Below are 16,315 nucleotides of genomic sequence, written 5' to 3' on the forward strand. Positions count from 1 at the left end.
CAGAAACTGACACAGGGGCACGCTAGAGAGGGGGCATCATGAAAAGGAGCACCCCATGACCCAGACCACTCTCTTTCTGTATGTTGCGGATATCGCACGGTCCTGTACCTTCTACGAAGCGGCTTTCGGGCAGGCACCGCTTGAAAGGATGGACCAGTTCGCGCTGTTCAAACTGCCCGACGGGCAAGCCCTTGGGCTTTGGCAGAAGGATCATGTGACACCGGCTGCCACGGGAGCTGCCGGGGGCTGCGAGATCGGCTTCAAGCTGGCCCAAGGCGAGGTCGACACGCAGTTTGACCAGTGGAAAGCACTAGGTCCGGTCCTGATGGAGCCGACCGACCTACCCTTTGGCCGCAGCTTCGTGATTGCCGACCCCGACGGGCACCGGCTGCGGCCCTATGCTATGGGCTGATCACTTCAGCAGACTGTCTTTCGACGCGCGGCGGTTCATTCCGCCGCGATTTGCATGACGGCTGTCATGGCCGCCCTGACAGTCCACACATAGCTTCACCCCCGGAATCGCCTTGCGCCGCGCCTCGGGGATCGGCTCGTCACAGTCCACGCAGAACTCGGCGCTTTCGCCCGTGGGGCCACGGCGCTGGCGCATACGGGCCAGTTCATCCTGAACCGAGGCTTCGATCTGTTCGTTCACGGCCCCGTCGCGGGCCCAACCTCCTGCCATAGCGCACCTCCTGTTTCCAAGATGGGCAGCATAGGCGCACGGCACAAGCCCGTTGGTCGCCAAGCGGCATTCTGACATAGAAAAACGCCCCCGCGGGTGGCAGGGGCGTTTGGTCAATGTTGCAAAAAGGATCAGCTGCGCAGGCTGCCCTTGGTCGCCTTGGTGACCTTGTCGATGATCTTGGCAGAGACCGCCTCGATATCCTTATCGGTCAGCGTCTTGTCCCGCGGTTGCAGGCGGACGCTGAGCGCGATGGACTTCTTGCCCGCACCCATCTGCTCTTCCGCTTTCGGGCCGGTGAACTGGTCGAAGACATTCACTGCCTCGATCAGCGCCTTATCCGCGCCCAAGGCGGCATTTACGGCGGTCAGCACCTCGGTCTTGGCATCGACGACAAAGGCGAAGTCACGCTCGACCGCTTGCAGGTCGGACATTTCCAGCGCCGGACGCGACGGGCCCTTGGCTTTCGGGAAGGGCACATTTTCCAGCCAGATGGTGAAGGCCACCGCCGGACCTTTCACGCCCATCTCACGCAGGACCTTGGGGTGGATCTCGCCAAAGGCACACAGCTTGTTCGGACCCAGCGCCATCACACCCGAGCGACCGGGGTGCCACCAGCCATCCAGCTTGCGGTTGATCTGCATCCGCACAGGCGCACCGATCGCCGACAGAATGACCTCGGCATCGGCCTTGGCGTCATACAGGTCCACCGGACGGCGCGAGCCATAGGGGTCACGCGGGGCGATCTGGCCGACCAGAAGGCCGGTTGCCTGCAGATGCTGCTCGCCCGGCTCACCGCCGGTGAAGGCCGGACCGACCTCGAAAAGCGCCAGATCGCCCGCGCCGCGTGCCTGATTGCGGCTGGCGGCTTGCAGAAGGCCCGGCAGAAGATCGGGGCGCAGATGGGTCATTTCCGAGGAAATCGGGTTCTGCAGCTTGGTCGCATCCGCGCCGCCGCCGAACAGCGTGGCCGAGGCGGCATCGATGAAGCTATAGGTCACGCATTCATTATAGCCCGCGCCCGCAATGGTGCGACGCGCCATTTTCTCGCGGCGCTGCACCGGCGTGAGGATCGCCCCCGGAACGCCCGCGGTCTCGCGCGCCATCGGCTTGCCTTCCAGCTGCGCGAGCGAAGCGATACGCGCCACTTCCTCGACCAGATCGGCCTCGCCCAGAATATCGGGACGCCAGCTGGGCGGGGTCGCCATATCGCCGTCCAGCGTGAAGCCAAGCGCCTCAAGCGTTGCGCGTTGGGTCGCCTCGGGGATCTCCATGCCCACAAGGCTGATCACGCGGGCGGGGTCGAGCTTATAGGCGCGGTCCACCTGCGGCATGGCACCATCGGACACCACATGAGACGCCTCGCCGCCGCAAAGGTCCAGCACCATCTGCGTCGCCAGCTCCAGCCCGTCCAGCGTGAAGGCCGGATCAACGCCACGTTCAAACCGGTAGCGCGCATCCGAATTGATCTTCAGCGCACGGCCCGTGGCTGCCACGGTGATCGGGTCCCAATAGGCGGATTCAAGGAAGACATCGACGGTGTCAGCCTCGGCACCCGAAGCAGAGCCGCCCATGATACCGGCAAGGCTTTCGACGCCATTGTCATCGACGATCACCATCTGGCCTTCGCGCAGGGTGTAGGTTTTCTCGTCGAGCGCGGCGAAGCTTTCGCCGCCTTTGGCGGGCTCGATACGCAGACCACCGGCCACTTTGGCGGCATCAAACACATGCAGCGGGCGGTTCAGGTCGAAGGTGAAGTAATTGGTGATATCCACCAGCGCCGAGATCGGACGCAGGCCAATCGCCTCAAGACGCTTTTTCAGCCACTCGGGGCTTTCGCCGTTTTTCACACCACGGATCACGCGGCCCGCGAAATAGGGGCAACCCTTGGCCTTCAGGCCCGCGTCGATGGACACAGACACAGGGCTGTCGAAGCTGCCCGCAACCGGCGTGACCGCCAGCGGCTTCAGCTTACCCAGACCCCGCGCCGCCAGATCGCGCGCGATACCACGCACGCCCAAAGCATCGGGGCGGTTCGGGGTGATCGCGATATCGATGACCGGATCAACAGCGGCAGGGTTATTCTCGGCCAGCCAATCGACAAACTTCTGGCCAACCTCGCCCGAGGGCAGTTCGATGATGCCGTTATGCTCATCCGACAGTTCCAGCTCGCGCTCGGAGGCCATCATGCCGAAGCTTTCCACGCCGCGGATCTTGCCGACCGACAGGGTCACATCAAGGCCGGGCACATAATCGCCGGGCTTGGCCAGAACAACGGTGATGCCTTCGCGGGCATTGGGCGCGCCACAGACGATCTGCGTCTCGCCCTCATCGGTGGCCACACGGCAGACGCGCAGACGGTCGGCGTCGGGGTGGCTCTCGGCATGGACCACTTTGGCGATGGTAAAGCTGGCCAGCTTGGAGGCGGGGTCAATGACCTCTTCGACCTCAAGTCCCAGATCGGTCAGCGCATAGAGGATCTCGTCAAGGCTTGCCTCGGTGTCCAGATGCTCTTTCAGCCAGCTCAGCGTGAATTTCATGGGTCAACCCTTCGTCTATTCCCCCTACGGGATGCGGGCCTGTCCTAGCGGATAAGGGACCGGATGGGAAGGTCACTCCTGCCGCTTCGCGACATCCTTTGCATCCCCCATCTGCAAAAGCCGGATTTCCCGCACCAGACGGATCGTCGGCTTGGCTGCAAAGAGGATCGAGCCGATCAGAAACAGCCATGTGCCGGGGATCATCCATGCGTCAAAGAAGAACATGATCGACCCCACCACAAAGCAAACGGCCGCCCCGAAATCGACCAATGTATAGGCGAGTTCATAGGCGGCATAAAGCTTGCGCTTTTCGTCGGAATCACCACGTTGGTCGCGGTGAAACAAGGGTTTTCCTGAAATCCGCATAAGCCTCTTTCAGTGTGCGTGCTCTTCTGCCCCGCTGGTGGCGGCCCGGACGACCGACCGGAAGATCACGCTGACCAGAACGACCACCAGCTCGACAAAAATGAGGCTGAGCATGTCGAAATTCCAGCCGAAAGACCCCATCATGACACCAAAGACCACATGCATCGCGGCCACGACAAACATCACGACATCGTATTTCATGCCCAGATCGTAATTACGCTCGTTCATCGTCTGGCGCGTGTCCGCCCATGCAATAACCAGCGTGATGCAGATCCCCGTGGCAAAGGCCATATAGCTTGCCAGAGGCATAACGCGGTCCACCCCGATGGCCAGCAGGAAGACAAACAGGATTGCACCGCCAAGGCTTGCCACACCAATGCGGGTGATCCCCGCCTCGTAATCCTCGTCCCGCGCGCGCGTCGTCCCCTTGCCCCAGACATATAGCTGACCCACAAGGCTGACCGCGCAGCCCAATACCATCAGAAAAATCAACCCACCCCAGCTCATGAGATCCCTCCGGTTCCTACGATTTATCTCTGCCAGCATTCTTACCCGCCCCGCGCCAAACGGCCACCCACTTGGCGGGAAGTTGATGAGCAAGATCTTAATGTCGCAGCGAAAGATCAGCGGCCCGCCGCCAGATGCCCATTTTTTCAGCACACCATTCCAGCCTTCCTCTGCCGCCAAATGCAAAACGCCGCCCCTCGGGGGCGGCGTCTTTGCGGTCTGCATCTTGGCAGGCAGGCTTAGCGGCTCAGGCCGCCCAGCACGGTCGGCACATCCTGCGGCGCAAAACCGTAATGCTTGAGCCAGCGCAGATCGCTGTCGAAGAAGGCGCGCAGATCGGGGATGCCATATTTGAGCATCGCCAGACGGTCGATCCCGATACCGAAGGCAAAGCCTTGATATTGCGTCGAATCCACACCAGCCGCCTCAAGCACCTTCGGGTGGACCATGCCCGACCCCAAAATCTCCATCCAGCTATTGCCTTCGCCGATCTTGAGTTGCTTGCCCTCCCAAGAGCAACGGATATCCACTTCTGCCGAAGGCTCGGTGAAGGGGAAATGCGAGGCGCGGAAGCGCAGCTCGACATTATCGACCTCGAAGAAGGCCTTGCAGAACTCTTCCAGCACCCATTTCAGGTTCGCCATCGAGATGTCCTTCCCGATCGCAAGCCCCTCGATCTGGTGGAACATCGGCGCGTGGGTCTGGTCCATATCCATGCGATACACACGGCCCGGCGCGATGACACGGATCGGCGCGCCCTGCTCCTGCATCGCGCGGATCTGCACGGGGCTGGTATGGGTGCGCAGCACATGCGGCGGACGGTCATCGCCCTCGGCACGATGCATGAAGAAGGTGTCATGCTCCTGGCGGGCGGGGTGCTCGGGCGCGATATTCAGCGCATCGAAATTATGCCAGTCGTCTTCCACCTGCGGCCCTTCGGCCACCGAGAAGCCCATATCGGCGAAGATCGCGGTCACCTCGTCCATCACCTGAGACACAGGGTGGATGGTGCCCTGACGACGCGGACGCCCCGGAAGGGTCACATCCAGCCATTCATCCTGCAGACGTGCCTCGAGAGCGGCATCGGCCAGCGCCTGTTTCTTCTCGCGCAGGGCGATGTCGATCTCGGTCTTCAGCTCGTTGAGCGCCTTACCGAAGGTCTGCTTTTCTTCCGGGCTCATCTTGCCCAGCTCGCGCATCATCAGGCTGATTTCGCCTTTTTTGCCAAGCCCTGCCAGACGCAGCTCTTCCAGAGCCGCCTCATCCGCGGCATCCGCCACGCCGGAAAGATATTTCGTGCGAAGCTGGTCGAGATCGCTCATCTGACTCTTACCCTCTGTAATGTTGGGGCTGTTGCTAGCCTTGTCAGGGGCGAAATTCAAGCCGCTCTGGTGCAGAACCCCGCCCGAAGGCGCATTCACTCGGCCGAGGCGATGGTCTGGGGAAGCTCGGCATGCGGGCCATAGGTATACATGAGCACACCCGACAGCATCCCGACGGCAAAAAGAGTGTAGGCCGCAAACATCATGCGACGCCCGACCGCTGCCGTATACCAGCCAGACCGGCGCTTCATCACCTGACAGTCAACCATCAGATACATCGGCAGCGTGATCATAAAAGCCACCGCATATTGCACGAGGGGCAGCCAAGCCGCATCCCCCTGCCCGAACTGATTGGCTATGCCATGGCAGAGCACAAGCCCCAGCCAGTGGTTGAGATAGAGCGGAAAGGAAATCCCGCCCAGGAACTTACCCACAGACGACCGCGGGCCGCTTTGCGACAGTGCCAGCACAACCGACACACAGAACAGCGCCTGCAGGGCCGGCGGCACCGTGACATTCATCGGACCGAACAGCGGAACCCCCAGCCCGACAGCCACCAGAAGCGCGACCCGACGCACCCATAGACGCCCCGTAAGGTCATAGTCGCGCTGAAGGATTGCCGCCAGAACGCCCAGAGCAATGATCCCGAAGTAGGGATAGACCGACAAAAGCACCGCCGAGACCACAACCCAAGTCAGCGCCTTACGTCCCCATGGCAGCACAATCATCACCAAGGGCGCCCAAAGGTAGAACTGCTCTTCGACGGACAGGCTCCAGAACTGGTTGCCGGAACCGTCAAGCGGCATCTCGAATTTCGCTACGGGGAAGATGGTGAAGATCTGGTGGGTGAAAGTCAGATCCATCACCAGATACTTCAGCCAGAAGAAACCGGTGCCTTCACGAATAGCGGCGGCCCCGTAAAGCAAAGCGATTGCCGCAGCATAGGGCAGCCAGATCCGCGTCGCGCGGTTGAAGAAGAAACGGGGCAGTTCCGTCACCGAGGTGCGCAGCAGAATCGACCCGATCAGCCAGCCGCTCAGAGCGAAGAATACCCCGACCGAGAGCCCTCCGGAAATTCCCGGCACCCCTGGCATATGCGCGTGGACCATGACCACCAGTGATGCCAGCACGAACCGCAGCCAGTCGAACATCGGGTAAGAGGCCAGCTTCGTCGTTTCCGGATTGCGGGCCGTAAGAAAATTTGTCCGGCCTAGACCACTAGCGAGCATTGTCATTCCTGCGGGGCTGAAATGGAGAAAGTTAATTAAAAATTAATAAAGCACATTTGCCGCATCGCAGCAAGTTGCCGCCGGTCAGAATGCTTAACACATGCAAAAACCCGCACCTTTCGGCGCGGGTTTTCAAAAACTCATCGGTGCGGCAGCGATTAGGCTGCTGCTTTTGCCTGTGCAACGATTGCAGCGAAGGCTTCCGGCTCGTGAACTGCCAGATCGGCGAGAACCTTACGGTCCACTTCGATACCGGCAACGGCGAGCAGGTTGATGAATTTCGAGTAGGTCATTTCGGCGTCGACTGCGCGGACACCTGCGTTGATACGCTGGATCCAGAGCGAGCGGAAATTGCGCTTGCGCGCCTTACGGTCGCGGGTTGCGTACTGGTTTGCCTTGTCGACGGCCTGAGTGGCGGTGCGGAAGTTACGCGAGCGCGAGCTGTAGTAACCTTTTGCGGCCTTCAGGACCTTCTTGTGACGGGCGTGGGTGACCTTACCGGATTTAACGCGTGCCATAGTTCAAGTCTCCCAGTATCAGCGGTTGTACGGCATGTATTTTTTGACGATTTTCTCGTCGGAGTCGCACAGGACCATGGTGCCAGCGGTGTTACGAATGAACTTCGTGGTCCGCTTGATCATGCCGTGGCGCTTACCTGCGTGACCAACTTTGACATGGCCGTTCGCGGTGAACTTGAACCGCTTTTTGGCAGCGGATTTCGTCTTCATCTTGGGCATTTCCGTCTCCTTAACGTAAGAGGGGTTTACGCGCGACTCGGCATGCCTCTTGGGCCGGCCGCGCGGCCGTCTAGAACGCGCCTTCTAGAAAGCTTTGCCCCGTTTTGCAAGCCTTATTCTGGCCTGACAGCCGCCCCATCGGGCCGGTATGGCCAGATCTCGCGATATCAGGGCAGAAACCGTGCCATAACCCGCGCCACGGCCTGCGGAATGTCACTATAGCTATAGCCGGTCGGGCTGAGAGTCACCGCAAGGATGACAAGACAGGCCCCCAGCACGATCGTGACGGCGGCCATGCGGGGCGGGCGCATTTCGGAATAGGCGGAAACACCGGCGGGAATCGCGAAAACGATCAGCAAAAGACCGAAAGTCAGACAATAATCCGCCGTCATACCCTGCCTTTCCGAGCTGTCTCCCAAATGACAACCGCCCCGAACGCGGGTCCGGGGCGGCAGCTTGGCTTGAAACGGTTATTCCGGCTCGGTGCGGAAGATCTGGCGCTCGTCGCAAGGCGCGACGCGCAGGATGTTGGTCGTGCCTTCCACATTGAACGGCACACCGGCCACCACCACGATCTGGTCTTTCTCATCGGCCAGACCGAAATCGCGGGTCGCACGGACCGCATTGACCACAGCCATCTTGAAGCGCCCCACCTCTTCGGATTTGATCGCCTGCACGCCCCAGGTCAGGCAGATCTTGCGCAGGGTCTTGGTGACCGGCGACAGCGCGACAATCGGCACCTGCGGACGTTCACGCGCCACAAGACGCACCGAAGTCCCCGTCTGGGTATAGCAGCTGATCGCGGCGATATCGGTGGTCTCCGCAATCTCGCGGGCCGCGGCCACAATGCCATCCGCCACAGTCTGGCGGCGGGCTGCTGTGAAGGTCCGGCTGGAGTTTATAACCTCGCGGTAGGTCGAATCGCCTTCGACCTGCTCGGCGACATTATTCATCGTTTTAACCGCTTCGATCGGATAGCGGCCTGCGGCCGATTCCGCCGAAAGCATCACCGCATCCGCACCCTCATAGATGGCCGTCGCCACATCCGAGACTTCGGCGCGGGTCGGCATCGGGCTTTCAATCATCGATTCCAGCATCTGGGTTGCGACGATCACCGGCTTGGCCGCCGCACGCGCCTTGCGCACCAGCTTCTTCTGGATCGGCGGGACGTTCTGCACCGGAAGCTCGACGCCAAGGTCACCACGCGCAACCATGATCCCGTCGGACACCTCGAGGATCTCGTCATAGGCCTTCACGGCGGCGGGCTTCTCGATTTTCGACAGCACCAGCGCACGCCCCTGCGCCAGAGCTTTCGCCTCAAGCACGTCATCGGCGCGCTGCACGAAGCTCAGCGCCAGCCAGTCCGCGCCCAGCGAGCAGGCGAATTCCAGATCTTTCTTGTCCTTCTCGGACAGCGCGGGGATCGGCAGAACCACATCCGGCACGTTCACGCCCTTACGGTTCGAGATGGTGCCCCCCACCGTCACGGTGCAATTCGCGAAATCCGCACCGCACTCCTCGACCTTCAGGCGGATCTTGCCGTCATTGACCAGAAGCGTGGTGCCCGCTTCCAGAGCGGCAAAAATTTCGGGATGCGGCAGGCAGACACGATGCTGGTCGCCGTCTTTGTCCTCCAGATCCAGACGGAAGGCATCCCCCTCTTCCAGATCTGCCGCACCGGCAGCGAAGGTTCCGACCCGCAATTTCGGGCCCTGAAGATCTGCCAGAACAGCAATCGGGCGCCCCAAATCTTCTTCGACCTTACGAATGATCTCGTAGCGGGCACGCTGTTCGTCATGCGTGCCGTGGCTCATGTTCAGACGGAACACATCGGCTCCGGCCTCGAACAGACCGCGGATCGTTTCATAGTCGGAAGATGCAGGGCCCAGAGTGGCGACGATCTTTACTTTGCGAAGGCGTCTCATGCGACCTCGTTGGTTAGGAATTACGATTTAGTCGTGGGCCGCCCCAAGGTATTGCGCGATTTTGTCGCAAGTGCAACTGGCACTTCGGGGCAGGCTCGCTTATTCACTGTGATGCAGCACCAAAACTAAGAATGCGTGACAATAGGTGATCTTCCATGACCGAAACCGCTTTTCACATTCAGGGCGCAGAGCGGAGCGCATGCTGGCTGGTCACCTGTGATCACGCGACAAACCATGTGCCGGACTGGATCAACGGCGGTGATCTGGGGCTGCCGCCTGCCGATATGGCGCGCCATATCGCTTATGATCCGGGCGCGTTGGGCGTCTCCGAGGCTTTGGCACGCCTGCTGGACGCCCCGTTGATCAGCACAAATTTCTCGCGGCTGGTGATCGACCCGAACCGTGGCGAGACGGACCCGACGCTGCTGATGAAGCTCTATGACGGCACGATCATTCCCGCCAACCGCCATGCCGATGCCGCCGAGAAACTGCGCCGTCTGGAGCGCCTGCACCGTCCCTATCACAAGGCACTGGAAACCTTGGCCGCACGGCGCGAGAACAGCGTGATCTGCGCCATCCATTCCTTCACGCCCCAGCTACGCGGGCGACCGCCGCGGCCTTGGCAGGTCGGCATCCTGTCGGATCCCCGGGACCGCAGACTGGCCGAACCGCTGATCGAGGCGCTCAGGGCGCGACATATTCCGACCGGAGATAACGAACCCTATAAGGGCCATCTTGCCGGAGATTCCATTGACCGCCACGCGCTGCAAACGGGACGCCTGAACATCCTGATCGAACTGCGTCAGGATCTGATCCAGACCAGAGCCCAGCAAGAGGAATGGGCCGCGACTTTGGCGCCCCTTCTGCAACAGTCTCTGGATTGTTGCCAGAACCAGCGATAATATCGCGGTATTCAAGGTTAACAGTTTCCAACTTCACGCATTATCACGCGCGCGTGTGAATTAAGATTGACTTAACCATCCAATCACATATCCAGCAGATATTCTTATGTTCTGCTGGGGCCGGTCATGGGCGCTTTTTTACTTCTTTCCCTTCTTCCTTTGGCTTTCGCTTTCGGCATCCACGACATGTCCGATCACGATGATGATAGCGACGATCCCTCTGACGAGATGACCGCCGATACCGATACCGATACCGATACCGGCACGCAGACCGACGATGCGGAAGACGACAGCACTGACGACGCAACGCAAAGCGATAGCACCACCGAGCCGGACAGCACCGAGGATAGCGCCTCCGAAGCCACCGACACGACCGAGGAAACCGGAGAGGACGAAACGGCGCAGGACAGCTCGGAAAGCGGCACCGATGACAGCACCTCTGGCGAAAACGACTCGCAAAGTGACACGCAAAGCTCTCCGATACGGCAGGTCGCGGCCTCGGGTCAGGTCACCTATGGTTCAGCCGGACGGGACTGGATCCACGGCACCGAGGGCAGCGACACGATCATCGGTGGGGATGGCGATGATACGATCATGCTCAAGGGCGGCGACGACATGGGCAGCGTCCCCGCCGACCTGAGCGATCTGACGACGCTTTCCTCAATAGATGACCTGATCAGCTCGCTTGAGGATCAGGGCTTCTTTGGCGGGATCGGCGGTGCGGGCGATGACTATATCGATGGCGGCGCGGGCAATGATGCGCTGCTTGGCGGCCCGGGCAATGACACGCTGCGCGGCAATACCGGCGATGATGTGCTGATCGACCATCAGGGCTCGGATTCGCTGCATGGCGGCTATGGCGATGACGGGCTGATCGCGCTGGATACGATCGCGGGCAATTCCGATACCCTCAATGGCGGCGCGGGCAGCGACCTGCTGATCGGCGATGATGGCGATGTCATGTGGGGCGGCGATGGTCAGGATGCCTTCATCGTCAATGCAACCAATGCTGGCTCGCCCTATGGCGATCCGGTGACCATCAAGGATTTCGGCGAGGGCACGACCGAGGATGACCCCGAAGTGCTGGTGCTGAGCACCATGCAGGGGCCGCCCTCGACCTTCACCATCTCGGCCGATGATGCGGGTACCACGGTGCGCATCAACGGAAATAGCGTGGCCTATCTGGAAGGCGTCACCGAGGATATGGAAACGCTGGCGCAACAGATCGTGCTGGTGGATGACCTCACCCAGCAAGCCTATCTGCCCACCGTCCTGAATGCCTGATCGAGAACCGATCCTGCGGATGACAAAAACCCCGACCGCGCGGTCGGGGTTTTCTTTTGCCGTTTCGGGGGCCGCGCTTACAGCGCCGATTTCGCGCTTTCGGCCAGATAGATCTCGCGCAGGCGGGTCGCCACGGGGCCGGGCTTGCCGCTTGCAACCGGTTTGCCATCCACTTCGATGACCGGCGTCACAAAGGCCGAAGCCGAGGTGAAGAAGGCCTCATCGGCGGCCTGCGCCTCTTCGATGGTGAAGGAACGCTCTTCGATCTGCATCTGCGCCTCGGCGGCATATTTCAGCAGCGCCGCGCGGGTGATCCCGTGCAGGATGTCATTCGACAGCGCGCGGGTGATGATCTTCCCGTCCTTCACGATATAGACGTTATTCGACGAGCCTTCGGTCACGAAACCATCCTCGACAAACCATGCATCATCCACATGCGCTTTCTTGGCCGCCATTTTGGCCAGCGACGGGTAGAGAAGCTGCACGGTCTTGATATCGCGGCGGTGCCAGCGCAGATCGGGGATCGAGATAACCTTGATGCCTTTCTTGGCTTTGGGGTCATCCAGCAGGCCGTTCTTGGCTTGGGTATAAAGCACCACGGTCGGCTTCACATCGGCGGGCGGGAAGGCGAAATCACGGTCGCCGGCATTCCCGCGCGAGATCTGCAGGTAGATGCCGCCATCGATGAAATCGGGGTTGCGCTTGATCAGCTCGCGGTGGATCTCCAGAAGCTCGTCGCGGGTCAGCGGGTTCTGCATCTCCAGCTCGTTCAGCGAGCGGGCGAGGCGCTTCACATGGCCCTCGAAGTCCCACAGCTTGCCGCCGATCACGGCCGTCACTTCATAAACTGCATCGCCCATAACGAAGCCGCGGTCGAAAATCGACACTTTGGCTTCTTCTTCGGGGATATAGTCACCGTTGAGATAAACGATACGGCTCATCGGCCTTACTCCTTCTTCCCTCAACCCCAAAGCACTGCTTCGGGCGGATAAACTTTGCCATCTTCGTAATAGAGCGGCTGCTCACGGTCTTCTGCCAGAAGCAGCGGGGCGTCAAGATCGACAATAGCGGCACCTTGCGCCACCAAGGTCGCGGGCGCCATCCCCAAAGACGACCCCAGCATACAGCCGACCATCACCTTATAGCCTTCCGACAGCGCCACATCGCGCAGGCTGAGCGCCTCGGTCAGGCCGCCGGTCTTGTCGAGCTTGATGTTGATCATGTCGTATTTGCCCTTCAGATGCGCCATCGAAGCGCGGTCATGACAGGCTTCATCGGCACAGATCGGCACCAGACGTTCGACCCCCATCAGGCCCTCATCGGCGGCGGCAGGCAGCGGCTGTTCAACCATCGCGATATTCAGGCGCAGGAGGTGCTTCTGGATATCGAGGAAGGTCTCCATCTCCCAGCCCTCATTGGCATCAAGGATGATCTTGGCCTTGGGGGCCCCTTCGCGCACGGCCTCAAGCCGCGGGATATCATCGGGCGTGCCCAGCTTGATCTTCAGCACGGGGCGATGGGCGTTCTTGGCGGCTTTCTCGCGCATTTTCTCGACCGTATCGAGCGAGAGCGTATAGGCGGTCACTTCCGGCTTGGGTGCGGAAAGCCCCGCCATCTCCCAGACGCGCTTGCCCGCCTTCTTGGCCTCGAGATCCCACAAGGCGCAATCCACCGCGTTACGGGCCGCACCGGCGGGCAGCGCCTCTTGCAGCTCCATACGGGTGATGCCCTCGGGCAGCGAATTGATCTGCGCCGTCACACTTTCCAGAGTCTCGGCATAGCGTTTATAGGGCAGGCATTCGCCCCAGCCGGTCACACCGTCGCGGGTGATCCGAACGGTCAGCACATCGGATTGGGTCCGCGAGCCGCGCGAGATGGTGAAAGCCTCGGCGAGTTTGAAACTGTCGGGGGTAACTTTGATCATGATCTCTTCCTCACTCTGGCAGGGCCTGTCACAGGCCATTTGACCCGCAAGCTAAGGCTTTTTCCAAGAGTGTCAGTAAAAACCCGCCGGAAACTGGTTCCGGCGGGTCATGGGCTTACTCGGCGGCGACGGCGTCAAGCGCTTCCAGCGCATCGACCAGCGGGCCCGCACCAAAGCGGAAGGGGTCGGTTGCGGGCAGACCCATTTCGGCTTCGACCTTGGCCAGATAGGCTTTGGCTTCGGCTTCGGGCATGCCCTTGGTATTGATCGAGATACCCACAACCTTACAGGCCGGATTGGCAACCTGTGCCAGTTGCAGCGCCAGATCACGCACGGCTTGCAGCGAGGGCAGCTTATAGCCCGGCAGGCCGCGCATATGGTCACGGGTCGGCTCGTGGCAGATCACCAGCGCGTCGGGTTGGCCGCCGTGGATCAGCGCCATGGTCACGCCCGAATAGGACACGTGGAACAGCGAGCCTTGGCCCTCGATCAGATCCCAGTGATCCTCGTCATTATCGGGGGTCAGATATTCGACCGAACCGGCCATGAAGTCGGCAATCACGGCATCCAGCGGCACACCGTCGCCGGTGATCAGGATACCGGTCTGGCCGGTTGCCCGGAAGCTGGCCTTCATGCCACGCTCGCGCATCTCTTTTTCCACACAAAGCGCGGTATACATCTTGCCGACCGAGCAATCGGTGCCCACGGCCAGCATACGCTTGCCCTTACGCTTCACCCCATTGGCGATCGGATATTTCACCGAAGGAATACGCACGTCATGCAGTTGACGGCCGTTTTTCTCGGCAGCGGCCACCAGTTCGGCCTCGTCGCGCAGCAGGTTATGCAGGCCCGATGCGATGTCCAGACCGGCTTCCAGCGCCTTGACCAGAACCTCTTTCCACGCCGCCGAGATCACACCGCCACGGTTGGCCACGCCGATCACCAGCGTTTTGCAGCCCGCGTCCACGGCCTCTTCCAGCGTCATATCGGCCAGACCCATATCGGCATTGCAGCCCGCCATGCGGAACTGACCCACGGCAAACTCGGGACGCCAGTCCTTGATGCCCTGCGCCACTTTCGCGGCCAGAGCGTCCGGCGCGTCACCAAGGAACAGAAGATACGGGGTTTCGATAAGCGCCATCGTTTAGGCCTCCAAATGGGTTGTTGGACATAGGCTATGACCTTTGCGCAGAAATTTCCTTGGTATTTGGAGCATTTTTGAAAGATAATTCTGAAATATATTTCAACAAAAGGCAATTTGGCCGATTTTATTTGCGTCATGTTGAAAAAGAGTCGGAGATTGATCTGAAATTTTACAGATTCAAGCAATCCTCTGCCGCATAAACGACTCGTTCATTCTGCATTGCAGAAAGTGATTGAAAACGCACGCGCAACAATATATCAACTCAAGCATCAGGATAGAAACATCATTACCGGAGGAACGATGAGTTTCCGCATCCAGCCTACCCCGCCTGCCCGCCCGAACCGCTGCCAGCTGTTTGGACCCGGCTCGAACACGAAGCTTTTTCCCAAGATGGCAGCCTCGGCGGCAGATGTCATCAATTTGGACCTCGAAGACAGCGTCGCGCCCAATGATAAGGCGGTTGCCCGCAAAAACATCATTGCCGCCAGCCATGAGATCGACTGGGGCAATAAATACCTTTCGGTGCGGATCAACGCGCTGGATACGCCCTATTGGTACCGCGATGTGGTCGAGCTGCTGGAGGAAGGCTCGGAGCGCATCGACCAGATCATGATCCCCAAGGTCGGCTGTGCGGCGGATGTCTATGCCGTTGACGCGCTGATCACCGCGATCGAGACCGCCAAGGGCCGCACAAAGAAGGTCAGCCTTGAGGTGATCATCGAATCTGCGGCGGGCATCGCCCATGTGGAAGAAATCGCGGCCAGCTCGCCCCGCCTGCAGGCGATGAGCCTTGGTGCCGCCGATTTCGCGGCCTCGATGGGGATGGCGACCACCGGCATCGGCGGCACGCAGGAAAACTACTATATGCTGCATGAAGGCGCCAAATACTGGTCCGACCCGTGGCACTGGGCGCAAACGGCGATTGTGGCAGCCTGCCGCACGCATGGGCTGTTGCCGGTGGACGGGCCGTTTGGCGACTTCTCGGATGATGACGGCTTCCGCGCACAGGCGCTGCGGTCGGCTACGCTGGGCATGGTTGGCAAATGGGCGATTCACCCCAAGCAGATCGCGCTCGCCAATGAGGTCTTCACCCCCTCGGAGGCCGCCGTCACCGAAGCGCGCGAGATCCTCGCCGCGATGGAGCAGGCCAAATCCGAGGGCGCAGGCGCCGCTGTCTATAAGGGCCGCCTTGTGGATATCGCCTCGATGCGTCAGGCCGAAGTCATCGTGCGTCAGGCAGAGATGATCGGCGTCTAATCACGCCAGCGGGAGCCGGATTTCCGTCCGCAGCTCCCGCTCCGGCACTTCCTCGGGATTGTTGAGATAGACCTCATAGGCCACCAGCCCGCGATGCTCCTCGCCCGAGGCGGGATACCATTCGTCGCTGAGTTTGGCATAGGCCTGCGCCAGTTGCCGATAGGGCCCGACCACCTCCAGAACGGCGTAACGGCCTTCGGGGTAACGGATTTCTTTCATCGGCGGCACAATCGGGCAGGTCTCCGACACAATGAAACAGGCATCCGAACGCAGTTTTTCCACAGGCGTTATCCGCGGATTGTCATAGCCCACGGCGGCGGCCCCTTCCACATGCCCCCATAGGAGCCCGTCCTCGAACATATGCACCAAGCGGGCAAAGGCTTCGGTCAGGTTCTGATAATCCCCGCGATGGGCCAGGCCCGCCAGACGGACACCCGCCAGAGTGCGGATGGTCACCTCTCCGATCATACTGCTCTCCTCTTTCCTCGCCCCTGAT

The 16,315-nt window shown here is 60.5% G+C and carries 18 protein-coding genes; 4 read left to right on the forward strand and 14 right to left on the reverse strand.

Annotated features, from left to right (window positions below):
* The first annotated feature begins 55 nt into the window (after positions 1 to 55).
* Complete coding sequence (locus tag WDB88_RS01510; protein ID WP_339108452.1) at positions 56 to 412, forward strand: VOC family protein; 357 nt, start codon at positions 56 to 58, stop codon at positions 410 to 412.
* Here WDB88_RS01510 and WDB88_RS01515 read toward each other — a convergent pair whose 3' ends face one another.
* From WDB88_RS01515 to pyk, 10 genes are all read right to left on the reverse strand, one after another.
* Positions 413 to 682 carry a DksA/TraR family C4-type zinc finger protein gene (locus tag WDB88_RS01515; RefSeq protein WP_339108453.1) on the reverse strand — a complete coding sequence of 90 codons (270 nt, stop codon included), beginning with the start codon at positions 680 to 682 and terminating at the stop codon, positions 413 to 415.
* A 131-nt stretch (positions 683 to 813) separates the two neighbouring features.
* Positions 814 to 3,222, reverse strand: coding sequence for a phenylalanine--tRNA ligase subunit beta (gene pheT / locus WDB88_RS01520; RefSeq protein ID WP_339108454.1), 2,409 nt, complete (start codon positions 3,220 to 3,222; stop codon positions 814 to 816).
* A gap of 72 nt (positions 3,223 to 3,294) precedes the next feature.
* Positions 3,295 to 3,588, reverse strand: coding sequence for a YrhK family protein (locus WDB88_RS01525; protein ID WP_339108455.1), 294 nt, complete (start codon positions 3,586 to 3,588; stop codon positions 3,295 to 3,297).
* 9 nt (positions 3,589 to 3,597) lie between these two features.
* Positions 3,598 to 4,095 carry a hypothetical protein gene (locus WDB88_RS01530; protein WP_339108456.1) on the reverse strand — a complete coding sequence of 166 codons (498 nt, stop codon included), beginning with the start codon at positions 4,093 to 4,095 and terminating at the stop codon, positions 3,598 to 3,600.
* A 239-nt stretch (positions 4,096 to 4,334) separates the two neighbouring features.
* Positions 4,335 to 5,417 carry a phenylalanine--tRNA ligase subunit alpha gene (pheS, locus tag WDB88_RS01535; RefSeq protein WP_339108457.1) on the reverse strand — a complete coding sequence of 361 codons (1,083 nt, stop codon included), beginning with the start codon at positions 5,415 to 5,417 and terminating at the stop codon, positions 4,335 to 4,337.
* A 95-nt stretch (positions 5,418 to 5,512) separates the two neighbouring features.
* A complete protein-coding gene (locus WDB88_RS01540; RefSeq protein WP_339108458.1) occupies positions 5,513 to 6,646 on the reverse strand; it encodes an acyltransferase in 1,134 nt (377 codons plus the stop codon).
* Between the two features lie 158 nt (positions 6,647 to 6,804).
* Positions 6,805 to 7,164, reverse strand: a complete 360-nt coding sequence (gene rplT / locus WDB88_RS01545; RefSeq protein WP_339108459.1) for a 50S ribosomal protein L20 — start codon at positions 7,162 to 7,164, stop codon at positions 6,805 to 6,807.
* An 18-nt stretch (positions 7,165 to 7,182) separates the two neighbouring features.
* On the reverse strand, positions 7,183 to 7,383 hold the full coding sequence (gene rpmI / locus WDB88_RS01550) for a 50S ribosomal protein L35 (RefSeq protein ID WP_339108460.1): 201 nt from the start codon (positions 7,381 to 7,383) through the stop codon (positions 7,183 to 7,185).
* 167 nt (positions 7,384 to 7,550) lie between these two features.
* Complete coding sequence (locus tag WDB88_RS01555; protein WP_339108461.1) at positions 7,551 to 7,775, reverse strand: hypothetical protein; 225 nt, start codon at positions 7,773 to 7,775, stop codon at positions 7,551 to 7,553.
* A gap of 78 nt (positions 7,776 to 7,853) precedes the next feature.
* Positions 7,854 to 9,308 (reverse strand): pyruvate kinase, encoded by a 1,455-nt coding sequence (pyk, locus tag WDB88_RS01560; RefSeq protein WP_339108462.1) that lies wholly within the window; start codon positions 9,306 to 9,308, stop codon positions 7,854 to 7,856.
* 155 nt (positions 9,309 to 9,463) lie between these two features.
* Between pyk and WDB88_RS01565 the strand changes: the two genes are divergently transcribed.
* Positions 9,464 to 10,210 carry an N-formylglutamate amidohydrolase gene (locus WDB88_RS01565; protein WP_339108463.1) on the forward strand — a complete coding sequence of 249 codons (747 nt, stop codon included), beginning with the start codon at positions 9,464 to 9,466 and terminating at the stop codon, positions 10,208 to 10,210.
* A 186-nt stretch (positions 10,211 to 10,396) separates the two neighbouring features.
* Positions 10,397 to 11,494 carry a calcium-binding protein gene (locus WDB88_RS01570; protein WP_339108464.1) on the forward strand — a complete coding sequence of 366 codons (1,098 nt, stop codon included), beginning with the start codon at positions 10,397 to 10,399 and terminating at the stop codon, positions 11,492 to 11,494.
* A gap of 77 nt (positions 11,495 to 11,571) precedes the next feature.
* On the opposite strand, the gene WDB88_RS01575 is transcribed toward WDB88_RS01570, so the two are convergent.
* The 3 genes from WDB88_RS01575 to dgcN form a co-directional block, all read right to left on the reverse strand.
* Entirely contained in the window at positions 11,572 to 12,435 is an 864-nt protein-coding gene (locus WDB88_RS01575; protein WP_339108465.1) for a D-amino-acid transaminase, read from the reverse strand.
* Positions 12,436 to 12,455: 20 nt separating this feature from the next.
* Positions 12,456 to 13,418, reverse strand: a complete 963-nt coding sequence (gene dgcA / locus WDB88_RS01580; RefSeq protein ID WP_339108466.1) for an N-acetyl-D-Glu racemase DgcA — start codon at positions 13,416 to 13,418, stop codon at positions 12,456 to 12,458.
* Positions 13,419 to 13,533: 115 nt separating this feature from the next.
* Positions 13,534 to 14,559 carry an N-acetyltransferase DgcN gene (dgcN, locus tag WDB88_RS01585; RefSeq protein WP_339108467.1) on the reverse strand — a complete coding sequence of 342 codons (1,026 nt, stop codon included), beginning with the start codon at positions 14,557 to 14,559 and terminating at the stop codon, positions 13,534 to 13,536.
* A 303-nt stretch (positions 14,560 to 14,862) separates the two neighbouring features.
* On the opposite strand from dgcN, the gene WDB88_RS01590 reads away from it, so the two are divergent.
* Positions 14,863 to 15,819: an L-malyl-CoA/beta-methylmalyl-CoA lyase gene (locus WDB88_RS01590; RefSeq protein WP_339108468.1), complete on the forward strand. Its 957-nt coding sequence runs from the start codon at positions 14,863 to 14,865 to the stop codon at positions 15,817 to 15,819.
* On the opposite strand, the gene WDB88_RS01595 is transcribed toward WDB88_RS01590, so the two are convergent.
* Positions 15,820 to 16,287, reverse strand: a complete 468-nt coding sequence (locus tag WDB88_RS01595) for a GyrI-like domain-containing protein (RefSeq protein WP_339108469.1) — start codon at positions 16,285 to 16,287, stop codon at positions 15,820 to 15,822.
* Positions 16,288 to 16,315 lie beyond the last annotated feature (28 nt).

This window comes from Thioclava sp. GXIMD4216 (assembly GCF_037949285.1).
GTDB lineage: Bacteria > Pseudomonadota > Alphaproteobacteria > Rhodobacterales > Rhodobacteraceae > Thioclava > Thioclava litoralis.

Coding starts and splice junctions, on each gene's coding strand:
- WDB88_RS01510 (WP_339108452.1), top strand. CDS start 56: ATGACCCAGACCACTCTCTTTCTGTATGTTGCGGATATCGCACGGTCC.
- WDB88_RS01515 (WP_339108453.1), bottom strand. CDS start 682: ATGGCAGGAGGTTGGGCCCGCGACGGGGCCGTGAACGAACAGATCGAA.
- pheT (WP_339108454.1), bottom strand. CDS start 3,222: ATGAAATTCACGCTGAGCTGGCTGAAAGAGCATCTGGACACCGAGGCA.
- WDB88_RS01525 (WP_339108455.1), bottom strand. CDS start 3,588: ATGCGGATTTCAGGAAAACCCTTGTTTCACCGCGACCAACGTGGTGAT.
- WDB88_RS01530 (WP_339108456.1), bottom strand. CDS start 4,095: ATGAGCTGGGGTGGGTTGATTTTTCTGATGGTATTGGGCTGCGCGGTC.
- pheS (WP_339108457.1), bottom strand. CDS start 5,417: ATGAGCGATCTCGACCAGCTTCGCACGAAATATCTTTCCGGCGTGGCG.
- WDB88_RS01540 (WP_339108458.1), bottom strand. CDS start 6,646: ATGCTCGCTAGTGGTCTAGGCCGGACAAATTTTCTTACGGCCCGCAAT.
- rplT (WP_339108459.1), bottom strand. CDS start 7,164: ATGGCACGCGTTAAATCCGGTAAGGTCACCCACGCCCGTCACAAGAAG.
- rpmI (WP_339108460.1), bottom strand. CDS start 7,383: ATGCCCAAGATGAAGACGAAATCCGCTGCCAAAAAGCGGTTCAAGTTC.
- WDB88_RS01555 (WP_339108461.1), bottom strand. CDS start 7,775: ATGACGGCGGATTATTGTCTGACTTTCGGTCTTTTGCTGATCGTTTTC.
- pyk (WP_339108462.1), bottom strand. CDS start 9,308: ATGAGACGCCTTCGCAAAGTAAAGATCGTCGCCACTCTGGGCCCTGCA.
- WDB88_RS01565 (WP_339108463.1), top strand. CDS start 9,464: ATGACCGAAACCGCTTTTCACATTCAGGGCGCAGAGCGGAGCGCATGC.
- WDB88_RS01570 (WP_339108464.1), top strand. CDS start 10,397: ATGTCCGATCACGATGATGATAGCGACGATCCCTCTGACGAGATGACC.
- WDB88_RS01575 (WP_339108465.1), bottom strand. CDS start 12,435: ATGAGCCGTATCGTTTATCTCAACGGTGACTATATCCCCGAAGAAGAA.
- dgcA (WP_339108466.1), bottom strand. CDS start 13,418: ATGATCAAAGTTACCCCCGACAGTTTCAAACTCGCCGAGGCTTTCACC.
- dgcN (WP_339108467.1), bottom strand. CDS start 14,559: ATGGCGCTTATCGAAACCCCGTATCTTCTGTTCCTTGGTGACGCGCCG.
- WDB88_RS01590 (WP_339108468.1), top strand. CDS start 14,863: ATGAGTTTCCGCATCCAGCCTACCCCGCCTGCCCGCCCGAACCGCTGC.
- WDB88_RS01595 (WP_339108469.1), bottom strand. CDS start 16,287: ATGATCGGAGAGGTGACCATCCGCACTCTGGCGGGTGTCCGTCTGGCG.